At 71.2% G+C, this 22,729-nt stretch carries 27 protein-coding genes; 13 read left to right on the top strand and 14 right to left on the bottom strand.

What is annotated here, in order from left to right; genetic code table 11:
* Positions 1–136 precede the first annotated feature (136 nt).
* Positions 137–766 carry an acetamidase/formamidase family protein gene (locus tag NE235_RS27340; RefSeq protein WP_252807998.1) on the top strand — a complete coding sequence of 210 codons (630 nt, stop codon included), beginning with the start codon at positions 137–139 and terminating at the stop codon, positions 764–766.
* A gap of 158 nt (positions 767–924) precedes the next feature.
* Here the strand turns inward: NE235_RS27340 and NE235_RS27335 are convergent, their stop codons facing one another.
* The gene (locus tag NE235_RS27335; protein WP_252807996.1) at positions 925–1,347 is read right to left on the bottom strand and encodes a PPOX class F420-dependent oxidoreductase; all 423 of its coding nucleotides are present in this window, start codon (positions 1,345–1,347) and stop codon (positions 925–927) included.
* A gap of 114 nt (positions 1,348–1,461) precedes the next feature.
* A complete protein-coding gene (locus tag NE235_RS27330) occupies positions 1,462–1,977 on the bottom strand; it encodes a MarR family winged helix-turn-helix transcriptional regulator (RefSeq protein ID WP_252807995.1) in 516 nt (171 codons plus the stop codon).
* Between the two features lie 140 nt (positions 1,978–2,117).
* Between NE235_RS27330 and NE235_RS27325 the strand changes: the two genes are divergently transcribed.
* Positions 2,118–3,314, top strand: coding sequence for an FAD-dependent monooxygenase (locus tag NE235_RS27325; protein WP_252807994.1), 1,197 nt, complete (start codon positions 2,118–2,120; stop codon positions 3,312–3,314).
* Between the two features lie 69 nt (positions 3,315–3,383).
* Here NE235_RS27325 and NE235_RS27320 read toward each other — a convergent pair whose 3' ends face one another.
* The 3 genes from NE235_RS27320 to NE235_RS27310 form a co-directional block, all read right to left on the bottom strand.
* Entirely contained in the window at positions 3,384–4,340 is a 957-nt protein-coding gene (locus NE235_RS27320) for a sigma-70 family RNA polymerase sigma factor (protein WP_252807993.1), read from the bottom strand.
* A 164-nt stretch (positions 4,341–4,504) separates the two neighbouring features.
* Entirely contained in the window at positions 4,505–5,056 is a 552-nt protein-coding gene (locus NE235_RS27315) for a YceI family protein (RefSeq protein ID WP_252807992.1), read from the bottom strand.
* Positions 5,057–5,258: 202 nt separating this feature from the next.
* The gene (locus NE235_RS27310) at positions 5,259–5,954 is read right to left on the bottom strand and encodes a carboxymuconolactone decarboxylase family protein (RefSeq protein ID WP_252807991.1); all 696 of its coding nucleotides are present in this window, start codon (positions 5,952–5,954) and stop codon (positions 5,259–5,261) included.
* A gap of 76 nt (positions 5,955–6,030) precedes the next feature.
* Here NE235_RS27310 and NE235_RS27305 point away from each other — a divergent pair, with 76 nt between their 5' ends.
* Entirely contained in the window at positions 6,031–6,699 is a 669-nt protein-coding gene (locus NE235_RS27305; RefSeq protein ID WP_252807990.1) for a TetR/AcrR family transcriptional regulator, read from the top strand.
* A gap of 11 nt (positions 6,700–6,710) precedes the next feature.
* Entirely contained in the window at positions 6,711–7,541 is an 831-nt protein-coding gene (locus NE235_RS27300; RefSeq protein ID WP_252807989.1) for a hypothetical protein, read from the top strand.
* A gap of 57 nt (positions 7,542–7,598) precedes the next feature.
* Here NE235_RS27300 and NE235_RS27295 read toward each other — a convergent pair whose 3' ends face one another.
* Both NE235_RS27295 and NE235_RS27290 read right to left on the bottom strand, forming a co-directional pair.
* On the bottom strand, positions 7,599–7,694 hold the full coding sequence (locus NE235_RS27295; protein WP_252807988.1) for a DUF397 domain-containing protein: 96 nt from the start codon (positions 7,692–7,694) through the stop codon (positions 7,599–7,601).
* Positions 7,685–8,560, bottom strand: a complete 876-nt coding sequence (locus NE235_RS27290) for a helix-turn-helix domain-containing protein (protein ID WP_252807987.1) — start codon at positions 8,558–8,560, stop codon at positions 7,685–7,687. The genes NE235_RS27295 and NE235_RS27290 overlap by 10 nt, the downstream gene beginning before the upstream one ends.
* Before the next feature lie 90 nt (positions 8,561–8,650).
* On the opposite strand from NE235_RS27290, the gene NE235_RS27285 reads away from it, so the two are divergent.
* Complete coding sequence (locus NE235_RS27285) at positions 8,651–8,839, top strand: hypothetical protein (RefSeq protein ID WP_252807986.1); 189 nt, start codon at positions 8,651–8,653, stop codon at positions 8,837–8,839.
* 476 nt (positions 8,840–9,315) lie between these two features.
* On the opposite strand, the gene NE235_RS27280 is transcribed toward NE235_RS27285, so the two are convergent.
* Both NE235_RS27280 and NE235_RS27275 read right to left on the bottom strand, forming a co-directional pair.
* Positions 9,316–9,717, bottom strand: coding sequence for a peptidase inhibitor family I36 protein (locus NE235_RS27280; protein WP_252807985.1), 402 nt, complete (start codon positions 9,715–9,717; stop codon positions 9,316–9,318).
* Between the two features lie 229 nt (positions 9,718–9,946).
* Positions 9,947–10,747 (bottom strand): DeoR/GlpR family DNA-binding transcription regulator, encoded by an 801-nt coding sequence (locus tag NE235_RS27275; protein WP_252807984.1) that lies wholly within the window; start codon positions 10,745–10,747, stop codon positions 9,947–9,949.
* A 230-nt stretch (positions 10,748–10,977) separates the two neighbouring features.
* Here NE235_RS27275 and NE235_RS27270 point away from each other — a divergent pair, with 230 nt between their 5' ends.
* The 4 genes from NE235_RS27270 to NE235_RS27255 all read left to right on the top strand — a co-directional run bounded on the left by NE235_RS27270 (position 10,978) and on the right by NE235_RS27255 (position 17,148).
* The gene (locus NE235_RS27270) at positions 10,978–12,984 is read left to right on the top strand and encodes an NPCBM/NEW2 domain-containing protein (RefSeq protein WP_252807983.1); all 2,007 of its coding nucleotides are present in this window, start codon (positions 10,978–10,980) and stop codon (positions 12,982–12,984) included.
* A gap of 123 nt (positions 12,985–13,107) precedes the next feature.
* A complete protein-coding gene (locus tag NE235_RS27265; RefSeq protein ID WP_252807982.1) occupies positions 13,108–13,860 on the top strand; it encodes a beta-phosphoglucomutase family hydrolase in 753 nt (250 codons plus the stop codon).
* Entirely contained in the window at positions 13,857–16,208 is a 2,352-nt protein-coding gene (locus NE235_RS27260; RefSeq protein ID WP_252807981.1) for a glycoside hydrolase family 65 protein, read from the top strand. Before NE235_RS27265 ends, NE235_RS27260 begins: the two co-directional genes overlap by 4 nt.
* Positions 16,209–16,284: 76 nt before the next feature.
* Positions 16,285–17,148: a LysR family transcriptional regulator gene (locus tag NE235_RS27255; RefSeq protein WP_252807980.1), complete on the top strand. Its 864-nt coding sequence runs from the start codon at positions 16,285–16,287 to the stop codon at positions 17,146–17,148.
* A gap of 16 nt (positions 17,149–17,164) precedes the next feature.
* On the opposite strand, the gene NE235_RS27250 is transcribed toward NE235_RS27255, so the two are convergent.
* Both NE235_RS27250 and NE235_RS27245 read right to left on the bottom strand, forming a co-directional pair.
* Positions 17,165–17,611, bottom strand: coding sequence for a DUF3515 domain-containing protein (locus NE235_RS27250; protein ID WP_252807979.1), 447 nt, complete (start codon positions 17,609–17,611; stop codon positions 17,165–17,167).
* A 95-nt stretch (positions 17,612–17,706) separates the two neighbouring features.
* A complete protein-coding gene (locus NE235_RS27245) occupies positions 17,707–17,940 on the bottom strand; it encodes an Lrp/AsnC ligand binding domain-containing protein (RefSeq protein ID WP_252808057.1) in 234 nt (77 codons plus the stop codon).
* 62 nt (positions 17,941–18,002) lie between these two features.
* Here NE235_RS27245 and NE235_RS27240 point away from each other — a divergent pair, with 62 nt between their 5' ends.
* The 3 genes from NE235_RS27240 (at position 18,003) to thiD (ending at position 20,442) form a co-directional block, all read left to right on the top strand.
* Positions 18,003–18,923: a thiamine-phosphate kinase gene (locus NE235_RS27240; RefSeq protein WP_308206165.1), complete on the top strand. Its 921-nt coding sequence runs from the start codon at positions 18,003–18,005 to the stop codon at positions 18,921–18,923.
* 168 nt (positions 18,924–19,091) lie between these two features.
* Positions 19,092–19,619 (top strand): cellulose binding domain-containing protein, encoded by a 528-nt coding sequence (locus NE235_RS27235; RefSeq protein WP_252807978.1) that lies wholly within the window; start codon positions 19,092–19,094, stop codon positions 19,617–19,619.
* Positions 19,620–19,629: 10 nt separating this feature from the next.
* Entirely contained in the window at positions 19,630–20,442 is an 813-nt protein-coding gene (thiD, locus tag NE235_RS27230) for a bifunctional hydroxymethylpyrimidine kinase/phosphomethylpyrimidine kinase (protein WP_252807977.1), read from the top strand.
* Between the two features lie 78 nt (positions 20,443–20,520).
* Here thiD and NE235_RS27225 read toward each other — a convergent pair whose 3' ends face one another.
* Positions 20,521–20,811: a hypothetical protein gene (locus tag NE235_RS27225; protein WP_252807976.1), complete on the bottom strand. Its 291-nt coding sequence runs from the start codon at positions 20,809–20,811 to the stop codon at positions 20,521–20,523.
* Positions 20,812–21,281: 470 nt separating this feature from the next.
* Here NE235_RS27225 and NE235_RS27220 point away from each other — a divergent pair, with 470 nt between their 5' ends.
* Complete coding sequence (locus tag NE235_RS27220) at positions 21,282–21,482, top strand: hypothetical protein (RefSeq protein ID WP_252807974.1); 201 nt, start codon at positions 21,282–21,284, stop codon at positions 21,480–21,482.
* A gap of 59 nt (positions 21,483–21,541) precedes the next feature.
* On the opposite strand, the gene NE235_RS27215 is transcribed toward NE235_RS27220, so the two are convergent.
* Positions 21,542–22,033, bottom strand: a complete 492-nt coding sequence (locus tag NE235_RS27215) for a metallophosphoesterase family protein (protein ID WP_252807972.1) — start codon at positions 22,031–22,033, stop codon at positions 21,542–21,544.
* A gap of 305 nt (positions 22,034–22,338) precedes the next feature.
* The gene (gene rpmB / locus NE235_RS27210; protein WP_252776270.1) at positions 22,339–22,536 is read right to left on the bottom strand and encodes a 50S ribosomal protein L28; all 198 of its coding nucleotides are present in this window, start codon (positions 22,534–22,536) and stop codon (positions 22,339–22,341) included.
* Positions 22,537–22,729: the final 193 nt, after the last annotated feature.

Genomic DNA, 22,729 nt, shown 5'->3' with positions numbered 1-22,729 from the left:
CCCCCGGCGGAGCCGCGTACGGATCACGCCGGTGAAGGTCAGTTGACGGGGGTTTAAGAGCGGCGAAACCACCCTGAAACAGCACCAAGTGCAGGATTGAGGTGTTCGAGAGCCAGCGCGAGAAGGGACCATAACGTTGCTGTTCACGCCCGCCGCCCCGGTCCCGACCGTGCACGACGTGCCCGGTCACGATCGCTGGCATCCCGAGATCACGCCCGTCGCCGAGCTGATCGCCGGCGGTTCGGTCCGGATGCGGTGTCAGGGCGGCGAGCTGTTGTGCGGCCCGGTCGCGGTGGTCGGCGCGGAGCCCGGCGACCTCCTCATGGTCGAGGTGCTCGGCATCGGCCGTACGGACGGCCGCTCGGTGACCGGCGCGCATCCGGGCGTCCTCGGCCTCGCCCCGTCGCACGCGATGCTCCGGGACCCCGACGGCGATCCGGCCGGAGCGGCACTCGGCCGTCTCGCGCCGGCCACGGCCGGGTATGCCCACGTCGCGGCGTACCGGGACCGGGCCTCCTGCCGGGCCCTCACGTCACGGTCGCAGATCCTGCTGCCCGTGCACGTGCCAGGCGCCCGCCTCTCCGTGGGGGACCTGCACTTCCCCGAGCGGGGCCGCTGCCGCACCGCCGGTGGCTGGATCGACCTGCGGGTGCATCTGACCAAGCGGGGAGTCGAGCGGTTCCGGGTCACCGAGCCGGTGCTCATGCCGCTGACGACCAGCTCTCTCGACGCGACCGTCGCCGGCCTGACCGCCGACGTCGCCTGAAGGCTCGCGCGGACGCGCGAAGGAGGAGGTGAGTGCCTAGCGGATAGCGCTCGGATACCGTCAGGAGGCACCGGCGCCGGGGGGAGCGATTCGTCTCCCGCTCCCCCCGGCGTCTCCTGCGCGTGGCCCGGGTCCGGTGGGACCGGCCGGCGGCCGCGTCAGCCGGTCGGCTGGTCGCTGTCGCGGAAACCGCCCCAGCCGTGCCAGCGGTCGATCTCGATCCAGGCGCTGATCCGGCCGCGGTCCCGCTGCGGATACGGGCGGCCCGTGTACTGCTCCGACAGCCGGTCGATGTCGGTCAGGTCCGTGTCGTCGCGCATCTCGGTCACGCGGCCGATGAGGGACACGTGGGTGTACCAGTCATCGGAGTCGAGGACCGTCAGCGTGACCCGGGCGTCGTTGCGGAGATGGTCCAGCCGCTTGCGGCCCTCGTCCATGTTGATCAGGACCCGGCCGTCGTCCCAGATGTACCAGGTGGCCGTGGAGACCGGCTGCCCGTCGGCTCGCACGGTGGCGATGACGGCGGGATTCGGCTTCTTCAACATGGCGATCGCGTCCTCGGGAAGCGGCGGCTTCGACATGACGCGTCCTCCTTCCACGCTGCGCGGCCCCATGACGAAGGACCGCGCGCCAGTGATCGACGGGATGCATCTCCACGCTGCCACACGCCTGGGCGGTCTCCCGCACCACCCCTGTCAGGACGCCGGCGGCCCGTGGTCGTCGAGCGCCGCCAGGTGGCCGGTGAGGTCGTCGGCGAAGCGGCCCAGGAGACGGCCGAAGGTCCGCCGGTCCTCGGGGGACCAGTCGGCGAGGGCGCCGGTGAACCAGCCGAGGATGGTCTTCAGGTAGCGGTCGGCCGCCGCCACCCCGTCGGGGGTCAGCTCGATGAGGCGTGCCCGCTGGTCCTGCGGGTCGGTGACCCGGCGGGCCAGCCCGCGGCGCTCCAGCACGTTCATCTGGCGGGTGACGTGCGGCCCGACGACCTGCATGCGCTCGGCGATCTCTCCGACGCGGAGCGGCCGGTCGGCCATGTGCAGGGTCATCAGGATCGTCATTCCCGGCCGGTCGATGGCGATGCCGACCCGCTCCATGGCCCGCTCGACCAGGCCGCTGCGGCGCATCACCTGGCCGAGCTGGTTCAGCCGCGGGAGCACCTCCAGCAGATCGATGTCGGCGGCACCGCCGGCGTCGGCGGGTTCCTTCTCTTCCATTGATCCTTCTTTGCATACCTAAGTTAGGTATATAGTTTCTGTGCGTAGCGCGGTGATCTGGGGTTCATTGCGCCATCCAAAAGGATACCTAAGGTAGCTATTTGGTCGCCCGTTCCGGCGCGCGGCCGAGAGGAGCAGAGATGAGCGGCTCGACGCGAGGCACGGTCCTGATCTCCGGAGCCAGCATCGCCGGCCCGGCCCTGGCCTTCTGGCTCGGCCGGTACGGGTTCGACGTCACGGTCGTGGAGAAGGCGGCGGCACTCCGCGGGGGCGGGTACCCCATCGACATCCGAGGCACCGCGCTCGAGGTCGTCCGGCGCATGGGAATACTGTCCCGGTTGCGGGCGGCGCATGTCGACACCCAGAAGATCACCTTCCTGGATGCCGACGGTAGCCCGATCACCTCGCTCCGGCCCGCGGCCCTGGCCGACGGGAACGAGAGCAGCGACCTGGAGGTGCGCCGCGGCGATCTCGCCGACGCCCTGTACGACGCCGTCCGCGCCGACACCGAGTTCATCTTCGACGACTCCATCGCCGCCCTCGACGACCACGAGGGGGGAGTGGACGTGACGTTCCACAACGGGGTCCAGCGTCGCTTCGACCTCGTCATCGGCGCCGACGGCCTGCACTCCAACACCAGAAGCCTCGTCCTCGGCCCGGAGGAACCGTTCCACCGTTACCTCGGCTACTGCTTCGCCGGCTTCACCCTGCCCAACGATTTCGGGCTCTCCCATGAGGGCGTCGTCTGGAACGTCCCCGGCAGGGCCGCGGCGCTCTACGCCGTCGGCGACGGCGACGAGCTGTTCGGCTTCCTGCCCTTCGCCCGCTCCGAGCCGCCCTTCGCCGCCTTCCGCGACCCGGGCGCGCAGCGGGACCTCGTCGCGTCCGTCTTCGCCGGCGATCACTGGGAGATTCCGCGCCTGGTCGCGGCCATGCGCGCCGCCGACGACCTGTTCTTCGACGTCGTCAGCCAGATTCACCTGCCCCGGTGGTCGGCCGGACGCGTCGCCTTCGTCGGGGACGCCGCGTACGCGCCGTCGTTCCTCACCGGGCAGGGCACGAGCCTGGCGCTGGTCGGCGCGTACATGCTCGCCGGCGCGCTGGCCACCGAACCCGACCACGCGGCGGCGTTCGCCGCGTACGAGCGGTCCACCCGGAAGTTCGTCGAGATGAACCAGGCGCTCGTCACCGGGGGGGACGCCGCGCTCTTCCCCAGCACGCCGGAGTCCCTGGCCGCGCGCAATGACGCGCTGCGCGGGCGCACCTCCCTCCCCACCGAGGCGGAACGCCCCGAGTACTCGGCGCTCACCCTCCCCGACTTCGCCGCCGCGCCCTGACGAAGGGACGGAAGACGACGGCCCGGCCCGCTGTTCGCGGACCGGGCCGTTCGCCGTCGTCTCAGAGGGTTACGCGGCGAGGGGGACGTCCATGCGCTGGGCCATCTCCCGCATGCGGCGCAGGGCGGCCAGCTCCATCTGCCGGACCCGCTCGGCGGACACGCCGAGGCGGCTGGCGATCTCCCGCCTGCTGTGCTCGGTGCCGTCCTCCAGGCCGAACCGCGCCCGCAGCACGGTCGCCTCGCGCGGCTCCAGGCGCTCCAGCATGTCGTCGATGATCTCCAGCTGAACGCTCGCCATGGCCTCGTCCTCCGGCGAGGGCGTGGTCTCGTCCGCGAGCAGGTCGCCGAGCGAGGTCTCCTCGTCCTCGCCGACCACCGCGTCCAGGCTCGCCGGCGTGCGGTCCCACTGGTCCAGCTCGCCGATGCGCTCGACCGGCAGGTCCAGCTCGGCGGCCAGCTCCTCGTTGGTCGGTTCCGAACCGGTCAGCAGCACGAGCTCACGGCGGGCCTTGCGCAGCCGGTTGACGTCCGTGTGCACGGCCCCCGGCAGGCGTACGGACCTCGACGAGTTGGCCAGCGCCCGGCCGATGGCCTGCCGGATCCACCACGTCGCGTAGGTGGAGAACTTGAAACCGCGCCGCGGGTCGAAGCCCTCGACGGCCCGGATCAGGCCGATCGTGCCCTCCTGGATCAGGTCGAGGAGGCTCAGGCCGTCCGTGGGGTACCGCCGGGCGACGCTGACGACGAGACGGAGATTGGCCAGGATGAAGCGGTCCTTGGCGGAGTCTCCGCGGGCCGCGAGTTCCTCCAGCTCCTCACGGGTCGCGCCGTCCGGCACGGTGTCCTCGTCGAGGTGGTTGTGGGCCAGCAGCCCCGCCTCCATCGCCAGAGCGAGCTCGATCTCCTCTTCGGCGCTCAGTAGCGGCGTGGCGGCGATCTCGTCGAGATAGGCCCCCAGCAGATCGCCGTCGGCCGCCCGCCCCGGACGCCTGACGCGCCTGCCGTCATTCGTGGTCGCCGCCATGGCCACCTCGCTCTCACATCGAATCCCAAACGGATCAACGCGGATGTGCCCTCTGCTGTTCCGCGATACCCGATTGCGGGCGGCCTCAACATGACGAAGAGCACCCGGGGCGTCGCCACGGGTGCTCTCCGCCATGGTGCGTCATGGCGACCGGGGTGAAGATCTCAGGCGCGAACGGCCTGGATCTCCAGCTGGATGTCGACCTTGTCGCCGAGGAGGGCCTTCTGGCCGCCGGGCAGCGGCACGTTGAACTCGATGCCGTAGTCCTTGCGGTTGATGGAGCCGGTGGCGGTGAAGCCGGCGCGGGTGCCGCCCCACGGGTCCTCGCCGACGCCGTTGAACTCGACCTCGAGGGTGATCGGCTGGGAGACGCCCTTGATCGTGAGCTCGCCGTCGACCAGGTTCGTGTCACCCTCGACGCGGACGCTCTTGGTCTGGAACGTCATCGCGGGGTGGTTCTCGATGTCGAGGATGTCCGCGGACCGGACGTGGTTGTCCCGGTCGGCGTTGCGGGTGTCGATCGACTTGAGCTGGATCTCGGCGGTGGCGGTGGAGGCCGCGACGTCCTCGGCGATCTCGATGGCACCGGAGAACTCGGTGAACGAGCCGCGCACCTTGGACATGAGGTGACGGATGCTGAAGGTGACCTCGGAGTGGCTCGGGTCGATGTTCCAGGTGCCCGCGGTGAGGCCGAGCTCGGCGGCGGTTACGCTCATGGTGGCTCCCATGCTTGAATCTTCAACGACTGATGCGACGCAGTTTAGTTGAAAATTCAACTGGACACAACTCCGCTCCGCGCTTTCGTCGGGAGGGGCTCAGGGCCCGGCCCGCAGGAGGGTGTGATGCAGCTTACGAGCACGCCCGCCCGGCGCCGGGGGAACCGCGGCGAGGCGGCCTGAGCCGCACTCGCCGCGTGGATCAGGCGAACACGGTCCCGGTCTCGGTGAACAGCGCCTCCAGGACCCTGAGGGCGCGCCAGGCCTTGGTCATGCCGAACCGGGCGGAGAAACGTACGACGGCGCGGGCCTCGTCGGGCGTCGCGCCGGCGCTCAGGACGCGAGTGACGTGGACGCGGAAGCTCTCGTCGAGCGTCTGGTACAGCACGTCGACCGTCATCGTCGCGAACGCGCGCTCGCGCACGCTGAGCAGGCTCATGCCCGCCCGCATGCGCGACTGCAGGTCCATGTAGCCGGCGAACGGAGCGTCGAGGTTGCGGACGGCCCGCCGGGTCGGCGCGGGAATCGGGCTTTCCACGCCGTCGGCGTTCACGTCGTGGCGGTGGCCGGCCGGGCCGGTCAGGCCCTGCTCGCGCTCGATGTCGGTCAGGCGGGCGAGGGCGGCCAGCGCCGCCGGATATCCGCTGTCGTACGCGATGAAGCGGAGCAGCTCCCGCAGGTCGTCGGCCGACAGCCCGTGCTCCCGCGCCATCGCGACGTGGGTCTCGAACGGCAGCCCGAGGGTCTGCTCGCACACGTCGGCGACGAGGGACAGCAGGATCTTCTCCCGCGTCGACAGCTCCGGACTCTCGTCCCAGAGCAGATGGTCGGTGGCGGCGCTCATCTCCGCGAACACCGGGTCCAGGGCCTTCAGCTGCGGGTCGGATGGGAAGCGCATGAGGTTCCTTCGGTAAGTGAACGGCTGTAGTGCTACGACTGTAGCGTGACGGCCGTCCTCCTACAATGGGCGATCTATGGACGAGATCTCAGCTGCGCGCGGCGAGGCGGGGGAGACACCGAGCACCCCCAAGGCGCGCCCGCGCGGCCGGAACCCCCGTGGGCAGGGCGAACGCCTCCGCGACGAGATCGTGTCGGCCACGCTCCGGCTGCTGGACGACCTCGCCGACGACGAGGCGCTGTCCCTGCGGGCGGTGGCCCGGGAGGTCGGCATCGCCGCGACCTCCGTCTACATCCATTTCGAGGACCGTGACGCGCTCGTCTACGCCGCGCTGGAGCGCTGCCACCGTGACCTGATGCGCGGCCTCGACGAGGCCGAGGCCGCCGCCGGTGACCCGGTGGCCCGGCTGCGCGCCCGGTTGCTCTTCCTCGGCGCGTGGGTCGGCCGGCACGCCGGTCTCTACAAGGTGCTCCACGAGAGCACCCTCAACCGGCGCACGCACCTGGCGTTCAAGGACGAACTCGCCGAGCGCACCACCGCCGCCGTCCAGCGCTGCATGGACGCGGGACTCGCCCCGGCCGACGACGCCGCGGCGGTGGCCCTCGACCTCCGGGCGGCCGTCCACGGCACCGTCTCGATGCGCGTGAACGAGCCCGACCTTCCCTGGCCGCCCCTGGAGGACCAGGTCGACCGCTTCCTCACCAAACTCGTCGGTGTCCGCCCGCCGGGCGGCGGACACCCGTAAGATCACCCGCCATGGCCGGTGCGAAGACGGTGCGCGTCACGTTCGTCGATGGGGAGACCGGCCGGGAGCTCGGCCGCAGTGAACTGGCGGCGGAGGCGCTGCCGGAGACGTTCGAGGTCGAGACGACCCTTCACCTGGGTGACGAGGACTGGGCGGTGGAGCGGGCCGAGCCGCCGACGGCCGCGCGGTTCGTGGCGACCGGCGCGCTCACGCTGACCCTTCGCCGCGTCGAAACCGTGCGCCCGGACGGCATCCTCTACTCGCTGCCGACCCTCTGCGAGCGGCTGCCTCCGCTCGGCGGGCCGGCCCGCGACGGGGACGCGTTCGAGATCCACGAGGACGACTGGCGTCAGGTCGAGCTGATCTCCGCCGAGCTCGACGCCCTGATCGCCGACGAGCTGCTGGCGGTACGCCGCGTCTACGACGAGCACGCTCGCCGCGACGAACACGGCCGGCTGTACGGCTTCGAGGCGATCCATGTACGGACCGGGCCCGACCGGCCGCTGCCGCGACCGGTGTCCCTCCGGCGGCTGTCGAGCATCCTCCCGCCGGCCGACCACCGCTACACCGGGGTCGGATTCCGGAACGCCGGGGTCATCGCCGGCTCGTTCGCCTTCGCCGTCGGCCCACTCGTCCTCCATGGGCTCGCCGAGGGCGACCTCGCCACGACCCTGTGCGTGGCCGTCGGCCGGCCCGGGACACCGGAACGGCTCGCAGACGTGGCCGGCGCCCTCCGCGAGGCCATGCGCTCGTTCGACCTCCGCCTCGTCGACTGGTGCCGATGCGCCGCCGTCACCGCGGACTCGATCGCCGACCACCTGGCCGCCGTCGCGCCCGAATAGGCGATCCCCCGCCCTTGGCTCCGGTGTTCAAGGACGGGGGATGCTCGGAGGTACGCGCTACGCGCTTCGGTCGATTGTCGCGATCTCGACGCAGTTGCCGCCGTTCTGCCCACTGCGGCTCGACTTGCGCCAGTCGGTGGTGTTCAGGTCCATCGTTCCTCTGCTGTTCTGCGAATGAACTCGATCGACTCGTTCTGGGGCATGGCGTTCGCCTTGATGGACTCCCACGCCTCTGAGAGGACCGCCAGGTCGTCCCGGCCGCTCGTGACGATCCCTCTCACGGCTGTCTCCACGTAGGCCACGTCGTTCCCGTCGACGGTCGCGATGGTGAAGGCTCCCAGGCTTCGGGGGTTCGCCGTCGAGCGTACAACTTGGATCGTGAGCCGGGGAGAGGCGATGTCGGCCAGGGTCATGAGCTGCTCGTGCATGACCTTCGGGCCACCGCGATCCTGATATAGCGCCGCTTCGTCGATGACGAAGTACATCGCCGGTGGGACTTCTCGTTGCCGGATGGCCTGCCGGTCGATTCGCGCGGCGACCGCCGGTTCGTCGTCTTGGAGGAGTGCCCGCGCGTAGCCGACCGTCTGCAGTAGCCCGGGGATGATGGCCAGCTCGAACGACCGGACGACCGAGGCTCGCTGCTCTTCTTCGAGCCAGGGGCGGAACCAGAGCGGTAGGCACTCGTTGTCGAGTTGGTCGTAGACCGCCATGAGGGCGCCGCGGGGGAGGCTGAGGGTCTCCTCGATGGAGGCGACCTGTTCGCCGCGGGGGCGGAGCTGGCCGGTCTCGAGGTTGCTGAGCCAGCCGTCGGAGTACCCGAGGCGGTTGGCGAGATCCTTCTGCAGTATTCCGGACGCATCGCGGTAAGTGCGTACGAGTCGTCCGAGAGTGACGAGCGTTGGGCTGGTTTGTCGACCCATGACATCCCTTTCGCCGGATTTTACGGTGCTCCACGCGTTCCTGGTGCTCCTTGTGTGCGTGAGCCCTGTCGCCAAGGCCGTTATCGGCGTAAACATCATCGGCCATCGTTGGGAGAGAAATCGGGAACGGAGGAGCATTCTCATGCGATGTCGAAGAATTGCGGGGGACATCCGCGTCTACTCCCCTCCATGGCCATGACGTCGCCGGATGAGCTCAAGCGGTCCGTCGACCGGCTCCGGGAGGTCCTTGAAGCGCTCGGACCCACGGGAACGTCGATCGCTGTCGATCTCACGCTTCTCGACCGCCTCGTACGCCGTTATCCGGCGGCCGCCCGCAAAAGTCTCGAACTGCACGAAAGAAAGGATGGGTCGCAATGATCGTGGGATCTGACGTCGACCGGGCGGATAAGTGGCGGCCGTTCGGTGGCCGGGTGGCCGCGAGGCGGCCGGGAATGCTGCGGTGGGAACGCCGTTTCGGCGGAACGCCCGACGAGGTGGGCACCGCCCGTACGTTCGTGAGCCAGTTGTTCGCCGACGCGCCGTTCGCCGCGAACGCGGCCTGGATCACGGGGGAGTTGGCCACCAACGCCATCCGCCACTCGGCCTCCGGGCGTCCCGGCGGGACGTTCACCCGTCTCCTGAGGCGAGAGGATTCTCACCTCAGGAGACGGCTGCGGAAACAAGATGCCACCGGTGGAGCCCGGCCTGCCCTATCTGGTGCGTTATGTCCCTGCGGGTGGCGCTCGGACCTGTTCGCACCGGCACGGACCCGGTCACCCGGCCCCGGCAGCGCAACGGACGTGCGCGACCCCCTGGACCGGGAGGGTCCAGAGGACGGACACCGGGTCGCCGCGTCAGGTGCTGAAGGCGCAGACCCGCTTGATGGAGCTCGTCTTGTTGTCGCCCACCTTGTACTTCTTGAGGTCGGGGACATTCCAGTAGCCGTTCCCCGGCGCGGGCTTCGTCCGCTTCCAGGCGGTGGACTTACCCTTGTAGGAGGGGTTCTGGTAGAGCGTCACGGTGCAGGCCTTGTCGATGCTGACCGAGCTGATGCTGTCGTTCCACTTGCCGGTCAGCTTCTTCGTCGACGAGACGATGCAGCGGGCGCTGCCCTTGTAGTTCTTCGCCGTGAAGACCAGGACATAGCAGTCGGCCTTCATCTTGGGCGCGGGGGCTGCGTGAGCGACACCGCTGAGTGCTGCGGTGAGCGCCACGCCGGTCCCCAGCAGAGCGCCGGTACGCGCGAGCCGAGACATGCAGTACCCATTTCTCTCGAGCCTGATTGCGGGACGATCGGTGATCCTGGCAGCGCTTCGCCGTCCGCCGATAGATACGGGGGACCCATTTCCGGGGCGTCCGAGCAGGGGCCGGTGACCCAATCTCCGGGGATCTCCGGTGACTCGTGCGCGCAGGCGCATCGGATGATCTATCCTCCGCGCGCCGTGACGGCGAGCCCCTCAGGCCTTACCCGGCGCGACGGGCGCGTCAGGCGTCGGCTCCGGCTCGTACGGCTTCGGGCTCGGCGATGACCAGTTCGCCCACGGTCTCGGACAGGGCCGCGCCGGCGTCGTCGCCGAGGCCCGCGTCGGTGATGAGCACGTCGGCGTCGCCGAGGCGCGCGATCGTGGACAGGCCGACCGTGCCCCACTTGGTGTGGTCGGCGAGGACCGCGAGGCGGCGGGCCGCGGCCACCATGGCCCGGTCGGTCTCGGCCTCCATGAGGTTCGGCGTGGTGAATCCGGCGCGAGTGCTCATGCCGTGCACGCCCAGCAGGAGCAGGTCCACGTTGAGCGACCGGATGGCACTGACCGCGACCGGGCCGACGAGCGCGTCCGACGGCGTGCGGATGCCGCCGGTCAGGACGATCGTCTGATCCGCGCGGGCGGCGCGGTGGAACACGTCGGCGATCCGCACCGAGTTCGTGACCACCGTGAGGTCGGGCACGTCCGTCAGGTGGTGCGCGAGGGTCCACGTGGTGGTGCCGGCGGACATGGCGATGGCCGTACCGGGGCGTACGAGCTGGGCGGCGCGCCGGGCGATCGCCTCCTTCTCCTGCCGCTGGCGCACCGACTTGGCCGCGAAGCCGGGCTCCTCGGTGGACGCGGTGCCGACGGTCGTCGCGCCGCCGTGGACCTTCGCGACGAGGCCGCGCTCGGACAGCACCTCGAGGTCGCGGCGGATGGTCATGTCCGAGACGCCGAACTCCCGGACGAGGTCGGCCACGCGAATGCCGCCGCGCTGCTGGACCAGCTCAAGGATCGCCTGCTGCCGCTGTTGGGCGAGCATCGTTCCCCCTCCACCACGTGACCGGGACGCCAGAGGCAGCCTCGTCGCTGTCCGACAAGTGTCAACACTATCTGACAGGCCATAATTTTGAATCTTGTTGATTTGTGTTCATCCGCGGTACGAATTGCGGCGACCGGTGCCTCCGCCGGTCTCTCGGGGCGGCGCGGCCGAACATGAACTCACAGGCCGGGCCGCCTCACCGTGCGCGATTCCGCCAGAGGAGATGATTCATGCGCACAGTTCGTTCCCTCGCCTCCGCCGTCACCGCCCTCACGATGGGGGCCGCGTCCGCCGTCGCACTCGCCCTGTCCTCCGCCGCGCCGGCGGCGGCCCTCGACAACGGCCTCGCCCTGACCCCGCAGATGGGGTTCAACAACTGGAACGCCACCCAATGCAGCGCGGACTTCAACGAGGGCATGGTCAAGGGCATCGCCGACCTGTTCGTGTCCTCGGGTCTGAAGGACGCCGGCTACGAGTACGTCAACCTCGACGACTGCTGGGCCGAGCAGAACCGCGACGCGAACGGCGACCTGGTGCCCAACAGGACGCGGTTCCCGAATGGGATCCGCGCGGTCGCCGACTACGTGCACTCCAAGGGCCTCAAGCTCGGCATCTACAGCAGCGCGGGCACCCTCACCTGCGCTAACAACATGCCCGGCGCGCTCGGGCACGAAGAGCAGGACGCCAGGACGTGGGCGTCGTGGGGCGTCGACTACCTGAAGTACGACAACTGCAACAACCAGGGTGTCGACGCGATCCAGCGCTACACCAAGATGGGTGACGCGCTGAAGGCCACCGGGCGGCCGATCCTGTACTCCATCTGCGAGTGGGGCTCCAACCAGCCGTGGCTGTGGGGCAAGGACGTCGGCAACTCGTGGCGGACCACGGGCGACATCTCCGACAGTTACAGCTCGATGCTGTCGATCGTCCACCAGAACATGGTCCTGTCCCAGTACGCCGGGCCGGGGCACTGGAACGATCCCGACATGCTCGAGGTCGGCAACGGCGGCATGACCGACACCGAGTACCGCTCGCACTTCAGCCTCTGGTCGGTCATGGCGGCCCCGCTGCTGATCGGCACCGACCTGCGCAAGGCGTCCGCGACGACGATGTCGATCCTCCAGAACAAGGAGGTCATCGCCGTCGATCAGGACAAACTCGGCATCCAGGGCGCACCGATCAGCACCGACGGCGGCCGCGACGTGTTCGTCAAGCGGCTGGCCAACGGCGACCGCGCGGTGGTGCTGTTCAACGAGGCCGACTCCCCGCAGCGGATCACGACCTCCGCGAGCGCGATCGGCCTGCCCGACGCTGCGGCCTACACGGTGCGCGACCTGTGGGCGCACGCCACCCACGAGACGGCCGGCGCCATCGCCGCGACCGTCCCGGCGCACGGCAGCGTGATGTACCGCGTCGCGGCCGACCGGTCCTGGGCGGAGTACCCGCCGGCCGTGGACCTCGGCATCGGCCTGCCGGTGGCCTACCCGGGCGCGCTCCCCATCGTCCAGCCCGGTGAGGACGCCACGGTGACCACCACGGTGGCCAACGCCGGCCGCCGGCCCGCGCGGCGCGTCCGCGCCACGCTCACCGGCCCCGACGGCTGGACGGTCCAGGCCACGTCGGCGCGAACCCGCCCGGCCCTGCCGACCGGCACGTCGCTGACCACCAACTGGACGGTACGGCCCCCGGCCGACGTCACCTCCGGCACGTACACGCTGACCGCCAAGGCCCGCACCGCCGACGAGACCCTGACGAGCAGCGTCCAGGTGACGGTGCAGAAGCTGTCCGCGCCGCCGGCCGGCACCTCCTACCTCAGCGACCAGACCTGGCTGCGCTCCACGAACGGCTGGGGCCCGGTCGAGAAGGACCGCAGCAACGGCGAGACCGGGGCCACCGACGGCAACCCGATCACCATCAACGGCGTGACGTACCAGAAGGGCCTGGGCGCGCACGCCCCGAGCACCGTCGAGTACTACCTCGCCAAGCGCTGCACGGCGGTGTCCGCCGACGTCGGCGTGGACGACGAGAAGACGCAGAACGGCTCGGTCACCTTCGAGATCTGGGCCGACGGCACCAAGGTCGCCGACAGCGGCCTGCTCACGACGGCCGACCCGGCGAAGCACCTGACCGCGGACGTCTCCGGCGCGCAGTTCGTCCGGCTGATCGTCACCGACGGCGGCAACGGCGTCGACAGCGACCACGCCGACTGGGCCGACGCGAAGGTCACCTGCGCCTGACCTGTTCCCTCCCTGTTCCCGACCACGCGGGGCGGCCTCCGGGCCGCCCCGCCCGCATTCGGGGCGCTTATCCCGATGCGGTGGGGTAGGCATGTGTCATCGGCGATCTCGGGGAGGAGACACATGCTCGGACTGCCGGACGGGGTCACGGCCTGCCTGTTCGACATGGACGGAGTGCTGACCCGCACCGCGACGGTGCACGCGGCGGCGTGGAAGGAGATGTTCGACGAGTTCCTCCGGGAACGGGAGGGACCGTCGTTCCGGCCGTTCGACCAGGTCAAGGAGTACGACGAGTACGTCGACGGCAAGCGACGGGAGGACGGGACCCGGTCGTTCCTGGAGTCGCGCGGCATCACACTGCCCGAAGGCTCGCCGGACGACCCGCCCGGCGCCCCGACGATCGAGGGGCTGGGCCGGCGGAAGAACGAGATCGTGCTGCGCAGGCTCGCCGAGGACGGCGTCGACGTCTACCCCGGCTCGGTGGACTACGTACGGGCCGCCCGCGCGGCGGGCCTGGCAACCGCGGTCGTGTCGTCGAGCGCGAACACCGCCCAGGTCCTGGACGCCGCCCGCATCGCGGACCTGTTCGACGCGCGGATCGACGGGCTGACGGCCAAGGAACGGAACCTGGCGGGCAAGCCCGCGCCGGACATGTTCCTCGCCGGGGCCGAGGCGCTCGGCACGCCCCCGTCGCAGGCGGTGGTCTTCGAGGACGCGCTGGCCGGTGTCGCGGCCGGGCGCGCGGGCGGCTTCGGATGCGTCGTCGGCGTCGACCGGATCGGCCAGGGCGCGGCGCTGAGGGAACACGGCGCGAGCGTCGTCGTACGGGACCTTTCGGAGCTCCTCGACCGCGACGGCGAAGGGAAGCGCGCATGATCCGGCAGGCCGCGTACGCGGTCGAACCCTGGTGCGTCCGCGAGCAGAGCCTGGACCTGGACACCCTGGCGCAGAGCGAGTCGGTGTTCGCGCTGTCCAACGGCCACATCGGCCTGCGCGGGAACCTCGAGGAGGGCGAGCCGCACGGCCTGCCCGGCACCTACCTGAACTCGGTGTACGAGCTGCGGCCGCTGCCCTACGCCGAGGCCGGCTACGGCTACCCCGAGTCCGGGCAGACCGTCATCAACATCACCAACGGCAAGGTGATCCGGCTGCTCGTCGAGGACGAGCCGTTCGACGTCCGCTACGGCGAACTCCGCTCCCACGAGCGGGCGCTGGACTTCCGCGCCGGCACGCTGACGCGGAACGTCGAGTGGACCTCCCCGGCGGGGGACTCGGTCCGGGTCCGTACGGTGCGGCTGGTGTCCCTGGTGCAGCGGGGCGTCGCCGCGATCCGCTACGAGGTCGAGGCCGTGAACCGGCCCGTCCGCATCGTCGTGCAGTCCGAGCTGGTCGCCAACGAGTCCCTGCCCGACCTCGGCAAGGACCCGAGGGTCGCCGGGCGGCTGGAGAACCCGCTGGTCGGCGAGGAGTCGGTGGCCGACAAGGACACCGCCGTCCTCGTGCACCGCACCCGGCACAGCGGGCTGCGGATCGCCGCGGCGATGGGCCACGAGATCGACGGCCCCGAGTGCACGATCACCTCCGACGACTTCGAGGACGTCTGCCGCTACACGATCGCCACCCGCCTCCAGCAGGGGCAGCGGCTGTGCCTGGTCAAGTACCTCGCCTACGGCTGGTCCAGCCAGCGGTCCCGGCCCGCCGTGCACGACCAGGTCATCGCCGCGCTCGCCGCGGCGAAGATGACCGGCTGGGACGGGCTCGTCCGCGAACAGCGCCAGTTCCTCGACGACTTCTGGGCGGGCGCCGACGTCGAGGTGGAGGGCGACGCCGAGGTCCAGCAGGCCGTACGCTTCGGCCTCTTCCACACCCTGCAGGCCGGCGCCCGCGCCGAGCGCCGCCCGATCCCCGCGAAGGGCCTCACCGGCCCCGGCTACGACGGTCACACATTCTGGGACACCGAGACATTCGTGCTCCCGCTGCTGACCTACACCCGGCCGGAGGCCGCCGCCGACGCGCTCCGCTGGCGGCACGCGACCCTCGACCTGGCCAAGGAACGGGCCGAACAGCTCGGGCTGCGCGGCGCGGCGTTCCCGTGGCGGACGATCGCCGGGCAGGAGTGCTCCGGATACTGGCCGGCCGGGACGGCGGCGTTCCACATCAACGCCGACATCGCCGACGCCGTCATCCGCTACGCCGACGCCACGGCGGACGAGGACTTCACCCGCGACGTCGGCCTCGACATCCTCGTGGAGACCGCGCGCCTGTGGCGCAGCCTCGGCCACCACAACGCCAAGGGGAGATTCCGCATCGACGGGGTCACCGGCCCCGACGAGTACAGCGCCCTGGCGGACAACAACGTCTACACGAACCTCATGGCCCAGCGGAACTTCCGGGCCGCCGCCGACCTCGCCGAGGAGTACCCCGAGCAGGCGCGCCGCATGGGCGTCACCGAGGAGGAGACCGCGAGCTGGCGGGACGCCGCGAACGCCATCGTCATCCCCTACGACAAGCGGCTCGAGGTGCATCCGCAGAGCGAGGGCTTCACCCACCACGCGCGCTGGGACTTCGACGACACCCCGCCCGACCACTATCCGCTGCTGCTGCACTACCCGTACTTCGACATCTACCGCAAGCAGGTCGTCAAGCAGGCCGACCTCGTGCTGGCCCTGCACCTGCGCGGCGACGCGTTCACCGATGACGAGAAGCTCCGCGACTTCGTCTACTACGAGGGCCTGACCGTACGCGACTCCTCGCTGTCCGCCTGTACCCAGGCGGTGATGGCGGCCGAGACCGGGCATCTGGAACTCGCCCACGACTACATCGGCGAGGCCGCGCTGATGGACCTGCGCGACCTGGAGCACAACACCCGCGACGGCCTGCACATCGCCTCCCTCGCCGGGACGTGGACCGCGCTCGTCGCCGGCCTCGGCGGGATGCGCCAGTACACGACGCGGCTGACCTTCGCGCCACGGCTGCCGCCCGGGCTCTCCCGGCTCGCGTTCCGCATGCGGTTCCGCGGCCGGCGCCTTAAGGTCACCATCGGCCACGACGCGACGGTGTACGAGCTGCTGGGCGGTGACCCACTGGAGATCGACCACTACGGGGAGCCGGTCCGGCTCGACGGCGGCGCCGTGCGGGTCGCCGTGCCGCCGTTCCCGTCGCGGCCCAGCCCTCCGCAGCCGCCCGGCCGCGAGCCCGCCCGCCGCGACAAGACCACCCGGTAGGGACCCGCGCGCGACCTCCCGATGCGAAGGCGCGCGATCTGTGTGATCATCCCCACGGGTGCCGGAGGGAGGTCGGGTGGACGTACGTCAGATGCGCTACGTCCTCGCCGTCGCCCAGACCGGGAGCGTGCGCCGGGCGGCCCAGCTGCTGAGCATCGCGCAGCCGACACTCTCGCAGCAGCTCGGCATCGTCGAGGGCGAGGTCGGCGCGCCGCTGTTCGAGCGCACGGCGCGCGGCATGCGCCTGACGCCGGTCGGCGAGGTCTTCGCAGCCCACGCGGAGTCGGTCCTCGGCGTCTTCGACCAGGCGCTCGCGGCGGTGTCCGAGGCGGTGGACGGCGACCTCGGCGGGCTGCGTCTCGCGGTCGCCGACGGGCTGTCCGACGTCGTACGCGCGATCCTCGGCGGTCTGCGCGGGCTCGCCCCCGGGGCGCGCGTGCGGATGACCCGGATGCGCACCGCCGAGCAGGTGGCGCGCATCGCCGCGGAGGACGTGCAGGCGGGGCTGGGCTACCGGCCGGTGCCCGCGACGGACGGCGTCTCCCGCCTGGTCGTCCACCGGGCCCCGGTCCGCGCCCTGCTGCCGCGCGGCCACGCGCTCGCCGCGCGCGCGTCCCTCTCCCTGGCCGACCTCGCCGATGAGCCACTGATCCTGCCGCGGACCGCCGAGGCGGCGCGCTTCGTCGACCAGTTCGCCGGGCGCGGCCTGCACCCGCGGTTCGGCCCGGCGGCCGCTGGCCACGACCTGGTCCCCCTTCTCGTCGCGGCGGGGGAGGGTTACACCCTCTGCGTACGGGAGACGGCGAGGGTACCGGCGGGACTGGTGTTCCGGCCGATCCTCGAACCCCTGCCGCCGATCGAGGTCGTCCTGCTGTGGCGGCGTGACGCCGGAGGCGCCCTGCCCGCGCTGGTCGCGGCCGCGCGGCACCTCACCCACTAGGGAGCGCCCGGTGCCCTCACAGGGTCGCGTCGGAGTTGGCGGGGATGGTCGACTTGATCGCCGCGGTCAGTTCGTTCAGCACGTCGCCGGGCGGGGTGTACTTCGGCGGCACGGTCACCTCGACGTACGCGTGCCGGCCGACGGCGGTGAACGTGACCGGGTGGTCCGGCGGCACCGCCAGCCAGTTGATCCCGTTGATCACCGCCAGCTCGGAGGTGGGGTGCAGCCCCGCCGGACGGACGACGCCGCAGCGCACCACGACGGCCGGTGATCCCCACGCGGTGACGAGAGCGGAGCGCGGGCTGGTCGACCGGCGCTTCAGGCCGTGCAGGCGCTGTGGCAGACGGTCGTGGAAGGCGCGGCACAGCGAGACCGCCGACGCGGGCGGCCGGGGCACCGGCACCTCGACGTCACTCGCCCCGCACCCCGCCGCGATCACCGACAGCACCGCAACGACCGCCACGACCGGCGCCGCCCGCCTGAGCCGCCCCGGCGCCCCGCCCCGCGCCGCCGGGGGGCGCCCGGTGGTGCAGACTGGCGACAGTGCGGACAACGGGCTCAAATGTGGACGATGGGGCAGGTCAGGGTGCGCGTGATCCCCTCGACCGACTGGATCTGGGCGACGACGAGCTTGCCCAGCTCGTCCACGTTGTTGGCGGTGGCGCGGACGATGACGTCGTACGGACCGGTGACGTCCTCGGCGAGCGTGACCCCGGTGATCCCGGAGATCGTGCGGGCCACCTCGGCCGCCTTGCCGACCTCGGTCTGGATGAGGATGTAGGCCTGCACCATCACGTCCTCCCTTAAAACGGCCATCAGCCGCAACCGTACCGTGTCTTGATCGGAGGTGGGTCATCAGCATCGGGGAACTCGGCGAGTTCGGGCTGATCGCTCGAATCACCGGACGCCTGGGCCAGGGGCCCGAAGTCGAACTCGGGCCCGGCGACGACGCTGCCGTGGTGCGCGCACCCGGTGGACGTGTCGTCGCGACGACGGACCTGCTCGTCGAGGGACGGCACTTCCGCCGCGACTGGTCCCCGCCGTACGACATCGGGCGCAAGGCCGCCGCGCAGAACCTCGCGGACGTCGTGGCGATGGGGGCCCGCCCCACCGCCCTGCTCCTCGGATTCGGCGCCCCGCCCGACACGGAGATCGGCTGGGTCGACGCGCTGTGCGACGGGCTGCGGGACGAGTGCGCGCAGGTCGGCGCGTCCGTCGCCGGAGGCGACATCGTGCGCGCCGAGACGGTGGTGCTCGGGGTCACCGCGCTCGGCGCACTGGACGGCCCCGCGATCACCAGGTCCGGCGCCCGGCCCGGTGACGTCGTCGCGGTGACCGGCCGGCTCGGGTACGCCGCCGCGGGCGTGGAACTGCTGTCGGCGGGACGGCGGGAACCGGCCGACCTCATCGACGCGCACCGGCGCCCCCGGCCGCCGTACGCCGCCGCGCTGGGCGCCCGGGACCTCGGGGCGACCGCGATGCTCGACGTCAGCGACGGACTAGTCCAGGACCTCGGGCACATCGCGGAGGCGGCGGGGGTGCGGATCGAGATCGACGGAGCGGCCGTGCCGCTGCCGCCCGTGCCGGACGGGCTGCGCCTGGCCCTCACGGGCGGTGACGACCACGCGTTCGCGGCGACCTTTCCGAACCGGATGCCGCTGCCCGCCGAATGGCGGACAATCGGGAGGGTGGTCGAGGGGCCCGCCGAGGTCGTCGTGGACGGACGAACTCACGGCGCCGGGGGATGGGACCATTTCCGTCCGCCGCAGCGGTGAGTTGTCGCAGTTCGCATCGGCGGTCTGGTAGGCATGGGTCGTGTGCTTTTGGTATACATCCCGAGACCGGAGAGGGACGGGATGGGACGACACACCAGGAAGCCGGAGGACGGCCCGCGGGCGGAGCGGGAGGATGACCGCCCAGGCCGGAACCGGAGGTTCGGCAAGGTGCCGCTCCTGCCGACGGTCGCCGGTGTCCTGGCGATCGGTGCGATCGTGTCCGCCGTCAGCACGCAGCAGATCTCACTGAACTTCGCGGGCGGCACGCCGTCCGGCGGCGCGTCACCGATCGTCACCGTCTCCGGCGGGCCCGAGCACTCCTCCGGCGGGCGCGCCGCCCGCAACGACGCCTCACAGAGCGGCCGGGTCAGTCGCGGCACGGCCCGCTCCGGCGTCGCCGTCACCGTCCGGACCACCTCCGCGTCCGTGCGCGGCTTCCAGGGCGAGGCGACGATCGCGAACCACGGCGCCACCGCGGTCCGGGGCTGGACGCTCGTCCTGCGGTACGCCCACGCGCGGATCACCGGCGTCACGGGCGGCACCGCCGTCCGCACCGGGACCGTGCTGGTCGTCCGCAACCCGGCCGCGCGCCCCGGGATCGCCCCGGGCCGGTCGGCGACCGTGCGGTTCACCGCCACCGGGACGGGAACGGCGCCGTCCGGCTGCACGCTCAACGGGAAGTCCTGCCGACCGTAGAGTTGTCCGCATGACCACACCGCCCCGGGTCCTCACGATCGCCGGCTCCGACTCAGGAGGCGGCGCGGGCATCCAGGCCGACCTCAAGACGATGCTCGCCCTCGGAACCCACGGCATGAGCGTGATCGCCGCCGTCACCGCGCAGAACTCCCTCGGCGTCCAGGGCTACTGGGAGCTCCCTCCCGAGGCCGTACGCGCCCAGCTCGACTCGGTCCTGTCCGACATCGGAGCGCAGGCGATCAAGACCGGCATGCTCGCCTCGTCCGTGCTCGTCGAGACCGTCGCCGAGGCGCTGACCGGCGTCGACGCCCCGCTCGTGGTCGACCCCGTGGGGGTCTCCAAGCACGGTGACCCTCTGCTGGCGCCGGACGCCGTCGGCGCGGTCCGGTCCGCGCTGCTCCCGCTGGCGACCGTCGTCACCCCGAACCTCTGGGAGGTCGAGCAGCTCACCGGCGTCAAGGTCGAGGACGAGGACGGGCTGCGCCGGGCCGCCGAGGCGGTCAAGGAGCTGGGCCCGCGGTGGGTGCTGATCAAGGGCGGTCACCTTCCCGGCGCCCCCGTCGACCTGCTGTTCGACGGCGTGGAGGAGCACCGGTTCCCGGGACGGCGCCTCGACAACGCGCACACCCACGGCACCGGATGCACGCTCGCGTCGGCCATCGCCTCGTACCTCGCGCACGGCGATGACGTCGTGACCGCGGTCGGCCGGGCGAAGGAGTACGTCACCGGCGCCATCGAGCACGGCTTCCCGCTGGGCGGCGGGATCGGACCGGTCGACCACGGGTGGGAGTTCCACCGCGCCCGGACGGCCGCGCGCCCCTGACGCGGACGTGAAGGGGGTTCCGCGCGTCACGCGGAACCCCCCCGGTGCGACCCATTCTGGTCTCGGTGGTGGCGGGTGTCAGCAGCCGCAGCCCCAGCCGGTCGGGTACCCGAAGCCGCCGTAGCCCCAGCCGGTGGGGTAGCCCCAGCCGGTCGAGTAACCCCAGCCGGTCGGGTAGCCCCAGCCGCCGTCACCCCAGCCCCAGCCGTCGCCGCGGACCTGGCCGGCGACATGGCCGCTGGAGACGTGGTGCGGTGCGGCGGTGACGGTCTGCGCCCCGGCGGCCGGGGCCGCACCGAGAGTGAGCGCCGTGGCGCCCGCGAGGGCCGCTCCCGAGATGGCGACGGCCATCCGCTTCCTGATCCTCATGAAGAACACCTCTTCGCTCGATCGACGGATAGGGGAGGTTGCACGCTCTCGGCGATTACCCGATACGCCGTGCTATCCACACTCCACTCGATCTCGGATCACGCCCGGAAACAACCCATAATCTGCTAAAAATCCCGATTTAACTCGTGCTTGGCGGAAGCGCAGCCCGGCCTTTAGCGGTCCTCCGAGGCGGAGGTCCGGGCCGGCCTCGGAGGGTGGGTGCCGACCGGCGTGACCAGGGGATCCGCAGGTACGGCACGGTGCGTCAAGAGCTCGGAGATCCTGCCTAAAGAGCGCCGGGAGAAGGCTCCGATCGGGTCAAATAGCGTCTCGCAAACGTTTCGCCAGTTGATTCCGATGGGCGGACGTTGTGCAGTTGGAACCGGGGGAACTACACGAAAGCGACTAATTTCCCGGGCGTCGCCGCGTGAAGGGCGCGGCGTCACACAGGACGAGAGGAGGTGTCCTCGATGCGCAGAGTGAACAGACCGGCGGCCGGCCTGGCGGGACTGGCCCTCGCCGGAGCCATGGCCTTCGCCTCCGGCGCGGCCGGAGCGCCGTCTCCCGCGACCACCGCTTCGCATCACGTCACCGCCGGGCACGGCGGAGACGGCTGCGATAACTGGGGAGACTGCTGGGACACCTGGGGCGCCGGCGGCGCCTTGTGGTGAGCCGCCCTTCGGTCCATGACGGCGCCGCCCCGAGGACTCGCGTCGCCGCGGGGACGTGATCAGGTCACCGGGACGATCCGTGCGTCGAGGAGACGGCCCTCGTCGATGTCGAGCAGGCCGATCGTGCCGTGCGGCTGGCGCCGGCGGTCGGTCGGAGAGCCGGGATTGAAGATGCGCAGCCCCTCGCCGGTCTCGTCCAGCGGGATGTGCGAGTGGCCGAAGACGACCAGCCGCGCCTCCGGGAACCGGCGGCGCATCCGGCGCAGCCTGCCCTTGGCGGGGCCGCTGTCGTGGATGACCCCCACCGGAAGCCCGGCGAGTTCCAGCTCCAGGATCTCCGGCGCCCCCCACGCCGCGACGTCCGTGCCGTCATTGTTGCCGCGCACGGCGCGTACGGGGGCGTAGGCGGCGAGTTCGTCGAGCACCGAGGGCACACAGACGTCCCCGGCGTGCAGGATGAGATCGGCGTCCCGGAGATGCGCGGCCACCGCCGGCGGGCAGCCCCGCCATCGCCGCGGAGCATGGGTGTCGGCCAGCGCCACGACTCTCATGCGCCGCATGATGCCCGGATCCGGCCCCTGCACACCGCCCGTACCCGCCGGCCGTGCCACCTACGGGACGGCGAGGGGGCGGACGGCGTCCGAAGAGACCCTCGCGTCGATCACAAGGTCGCCCTTCTGCAGCGACGCCATGCCGATGCGCGTCGAGGACGCCGGTGAAAGGGAACCGGCGGCACCCGAAGGGACCGCCGGGGAAAAGGTCGACGGCCGGTCCGTGTGTGGAACGGACCGGCCGTCGGACGTGCCCGGTGAGAGCACGGTCCTGTGGGCGCCTTACGGCGCTCTGAAGGGGTGCGTCAGCGTGCGACGGGCCGGGTGACCTTACCGGCCTTGATGCACGAGGTGCAGACGTTGATCCGCTTGGTGGTGCGGCCGACGACCGCTCGCACCCGCTGGATGTTCGGGTTCCAGCGGCGCGGGGTGCGGCGGTGCGAGTGAGAGACGCGCATGCCGAACCCCGGCCCCTTGCCGCAGATTTCGCAGACAGAAGCCATGGGATGCGCTCCAAAGTGTTCAGAAGGGTGGAAGCCCGGGATTCGGGCGCTCGTCAAAAGGGTCCCCGGACGGGACCCAGGGCTCAAGACTAGCCGACACCCGTCCACGGACGCGAATCGACCGGCTCACGTGCGGCCCCGCCCCCGCGAGGAAGCCGATGCCACCGTGCGACCGCGGCGCGAAGACCGGGCC

This window comes from Actinoallomurus spadix (genome assembly GCF_024055725.1).
GTDB classification, from domain to species: domain Bacteria; phylum Actinomycetota; class Actinomycetes; order Streptosporangiales; family Streptosporangiaceae; genus Actinoallomurus; species Actinoallomurus spadix.
This window is presented reverse-complemented; position numbering and strand designations above follow the sequence as displayed.

Bases quoted from the DNA above. Each gene is read 5' to 3' on its own strand.
- NE235_RS27265 (WP_252807982.1), top strand. From the start codon at position 13,108: ATGCTCGGACTGCCGGACGGGGTCACGGCCTGCCTGTTCGACATGGAC.
- NE235_RS27325 (WP_252807994.1), top strand. From the start codon at position 2,118: ATGAGCGGCTCGACGCGAGGCACGGTCCTGATCTCCGGAGCCAGCATC.
- NE235_RS27300 (WP_252807989.1), top strand. From the start codon at position 6,711: ATGGCCGGTGCGAAGACGGTGCGCGTCACGTTCGTCGATGGGGAGACC.
- NE235_RS27295 (WP_252807988.1), bottom strand. From the start codon at position 7,694: ATGGACCTGAACACCACCGACTGGCGCAAGTCGAGCCGCAGTGGGCAG.
- NE235_RS27315 (WP_252807992.1), bottom strand. From the start codon at position 5,056: ATGAGCGTAACCGCCGCCGAGCTCGGCCTCACCGCGGGCACCTGGAAC.
- NE235_RS27290 (WP_252807987.1), bottom strand. From the start codon at position 8,560: ATGATGTTTACGCCGATAACGGCCTTGGCGACAGGGCTCACGCACACA.
- NE235_RS27335 (WP_252807996.1), bottom strand. From the start codon at position 1,347: ATGTCGAAGCCGCCGCTTCCCGAGGACGCGATCGCCATGTTGAAGAAG.
- thiD (WP_252807977.1), top strand. From the start codon at position 19,630: ATGACCACACCGCCCCGGGTCCTCACGATCGCCGGCTCCGACTCAGGA.
- NE235_RS27320 (WP_252807993.1), bottom strand. From the start codon at position 4,340: ATGGCGGCGACCACGAATGACGGCAGGCGCGTCAGGCGTCCGGGGCGG.
- rpmB (WP_252776270.1), bottom strand. From the start codon at position 22,536: ATGGCTTCTGTCTGCGAAATCTGCGGCAAGGGGCCGGGGTTCGGCATG.
- NE235_RS27270 (WP_252807983.1), top strand. From the start codon at position 10,978: ATGCGCACAGTTCGTTCCCTCGCCTCCGCCGTCACCGCCCTCACGATG.
- NE235_RS27225 (WP_252807976.1), bottom strand. From the start codon at position 20,811: ATGAGGATCAGGAAGCGGATGGCCGTCGCCATCTCGGGAGCGGCCCTC.
- NE235_RS27285 (WP_252807986.1), top strand. From the start codon at position 8,651: ATGGCCATGACGTCGCCGGATGAGCTCAAGCGGTCCGTCGACCGGCTC.
- NE235_RS27330 (WP_252807995.1), bottom strand. From the start codon at position 1,977: ATGGAAGAGAAGGAACCCGCCGACGCCGGCGGTGCCGCCGACATCGAT.
- NE235_RS27305 (WP_252807990.1), top strand. From the start codon at position 6,031: ATGGACGAGATCTCAGCTGCGCGCGGCGAGGCGGGGGAGACACCGAGC.
- NE235_RS27280 (WP_252807985.1), bottom strand. From the start codon at position 9,717: ATGTCTCGGCTCGCGCGTACCGGCGCTCTGCTGGGGACCGGCGTGGCG.
- NE235_RS27275 (WP_252807984.1), bottom strand. From the start codon at position 10,747: ATGCTCGCCCAACAGCGGCAGCAGGCGATCCTTGAGCTGGTCCAGCAG.
- NE235_RS27260 (WP_252807981.1), top strand. From the start codon at position 13,857: ATGATCCGGCAGGCCGCGTACGCGGTCGAACCCTGGTGCGTCCGCGAG.
- NE235_RS27215 (WP_252807972.1), bottom strand. From the start codon at position 22,033: ATGAGAGTCGTGGCGCTGGCCGACACCCATGCTCCGCGGCGATGGCGG.
- NE235_RS27220 (WP_252807974.1), top strand. From the start codon at position 21,282: ATGCGCAGAGTGAACAGACCGGCGGCCGGCCTGGCGGGACTGGCCCTC.
- NE235_RS27310 (WP_252807991.1), bottom strand. From the start codon at position 5,954: ATGCGCTTCCCATCCGACCCGCAGCTGAAGGCCCTGGACCCGGTGTTC.
- NE235_RS27245 (WP_252808057.1), bottom strand. From the start codon at position 17,940: ATGGTGCAGGCCTACATCCTCATCCAGACCGAGGTCGGCAAGGCGGCC.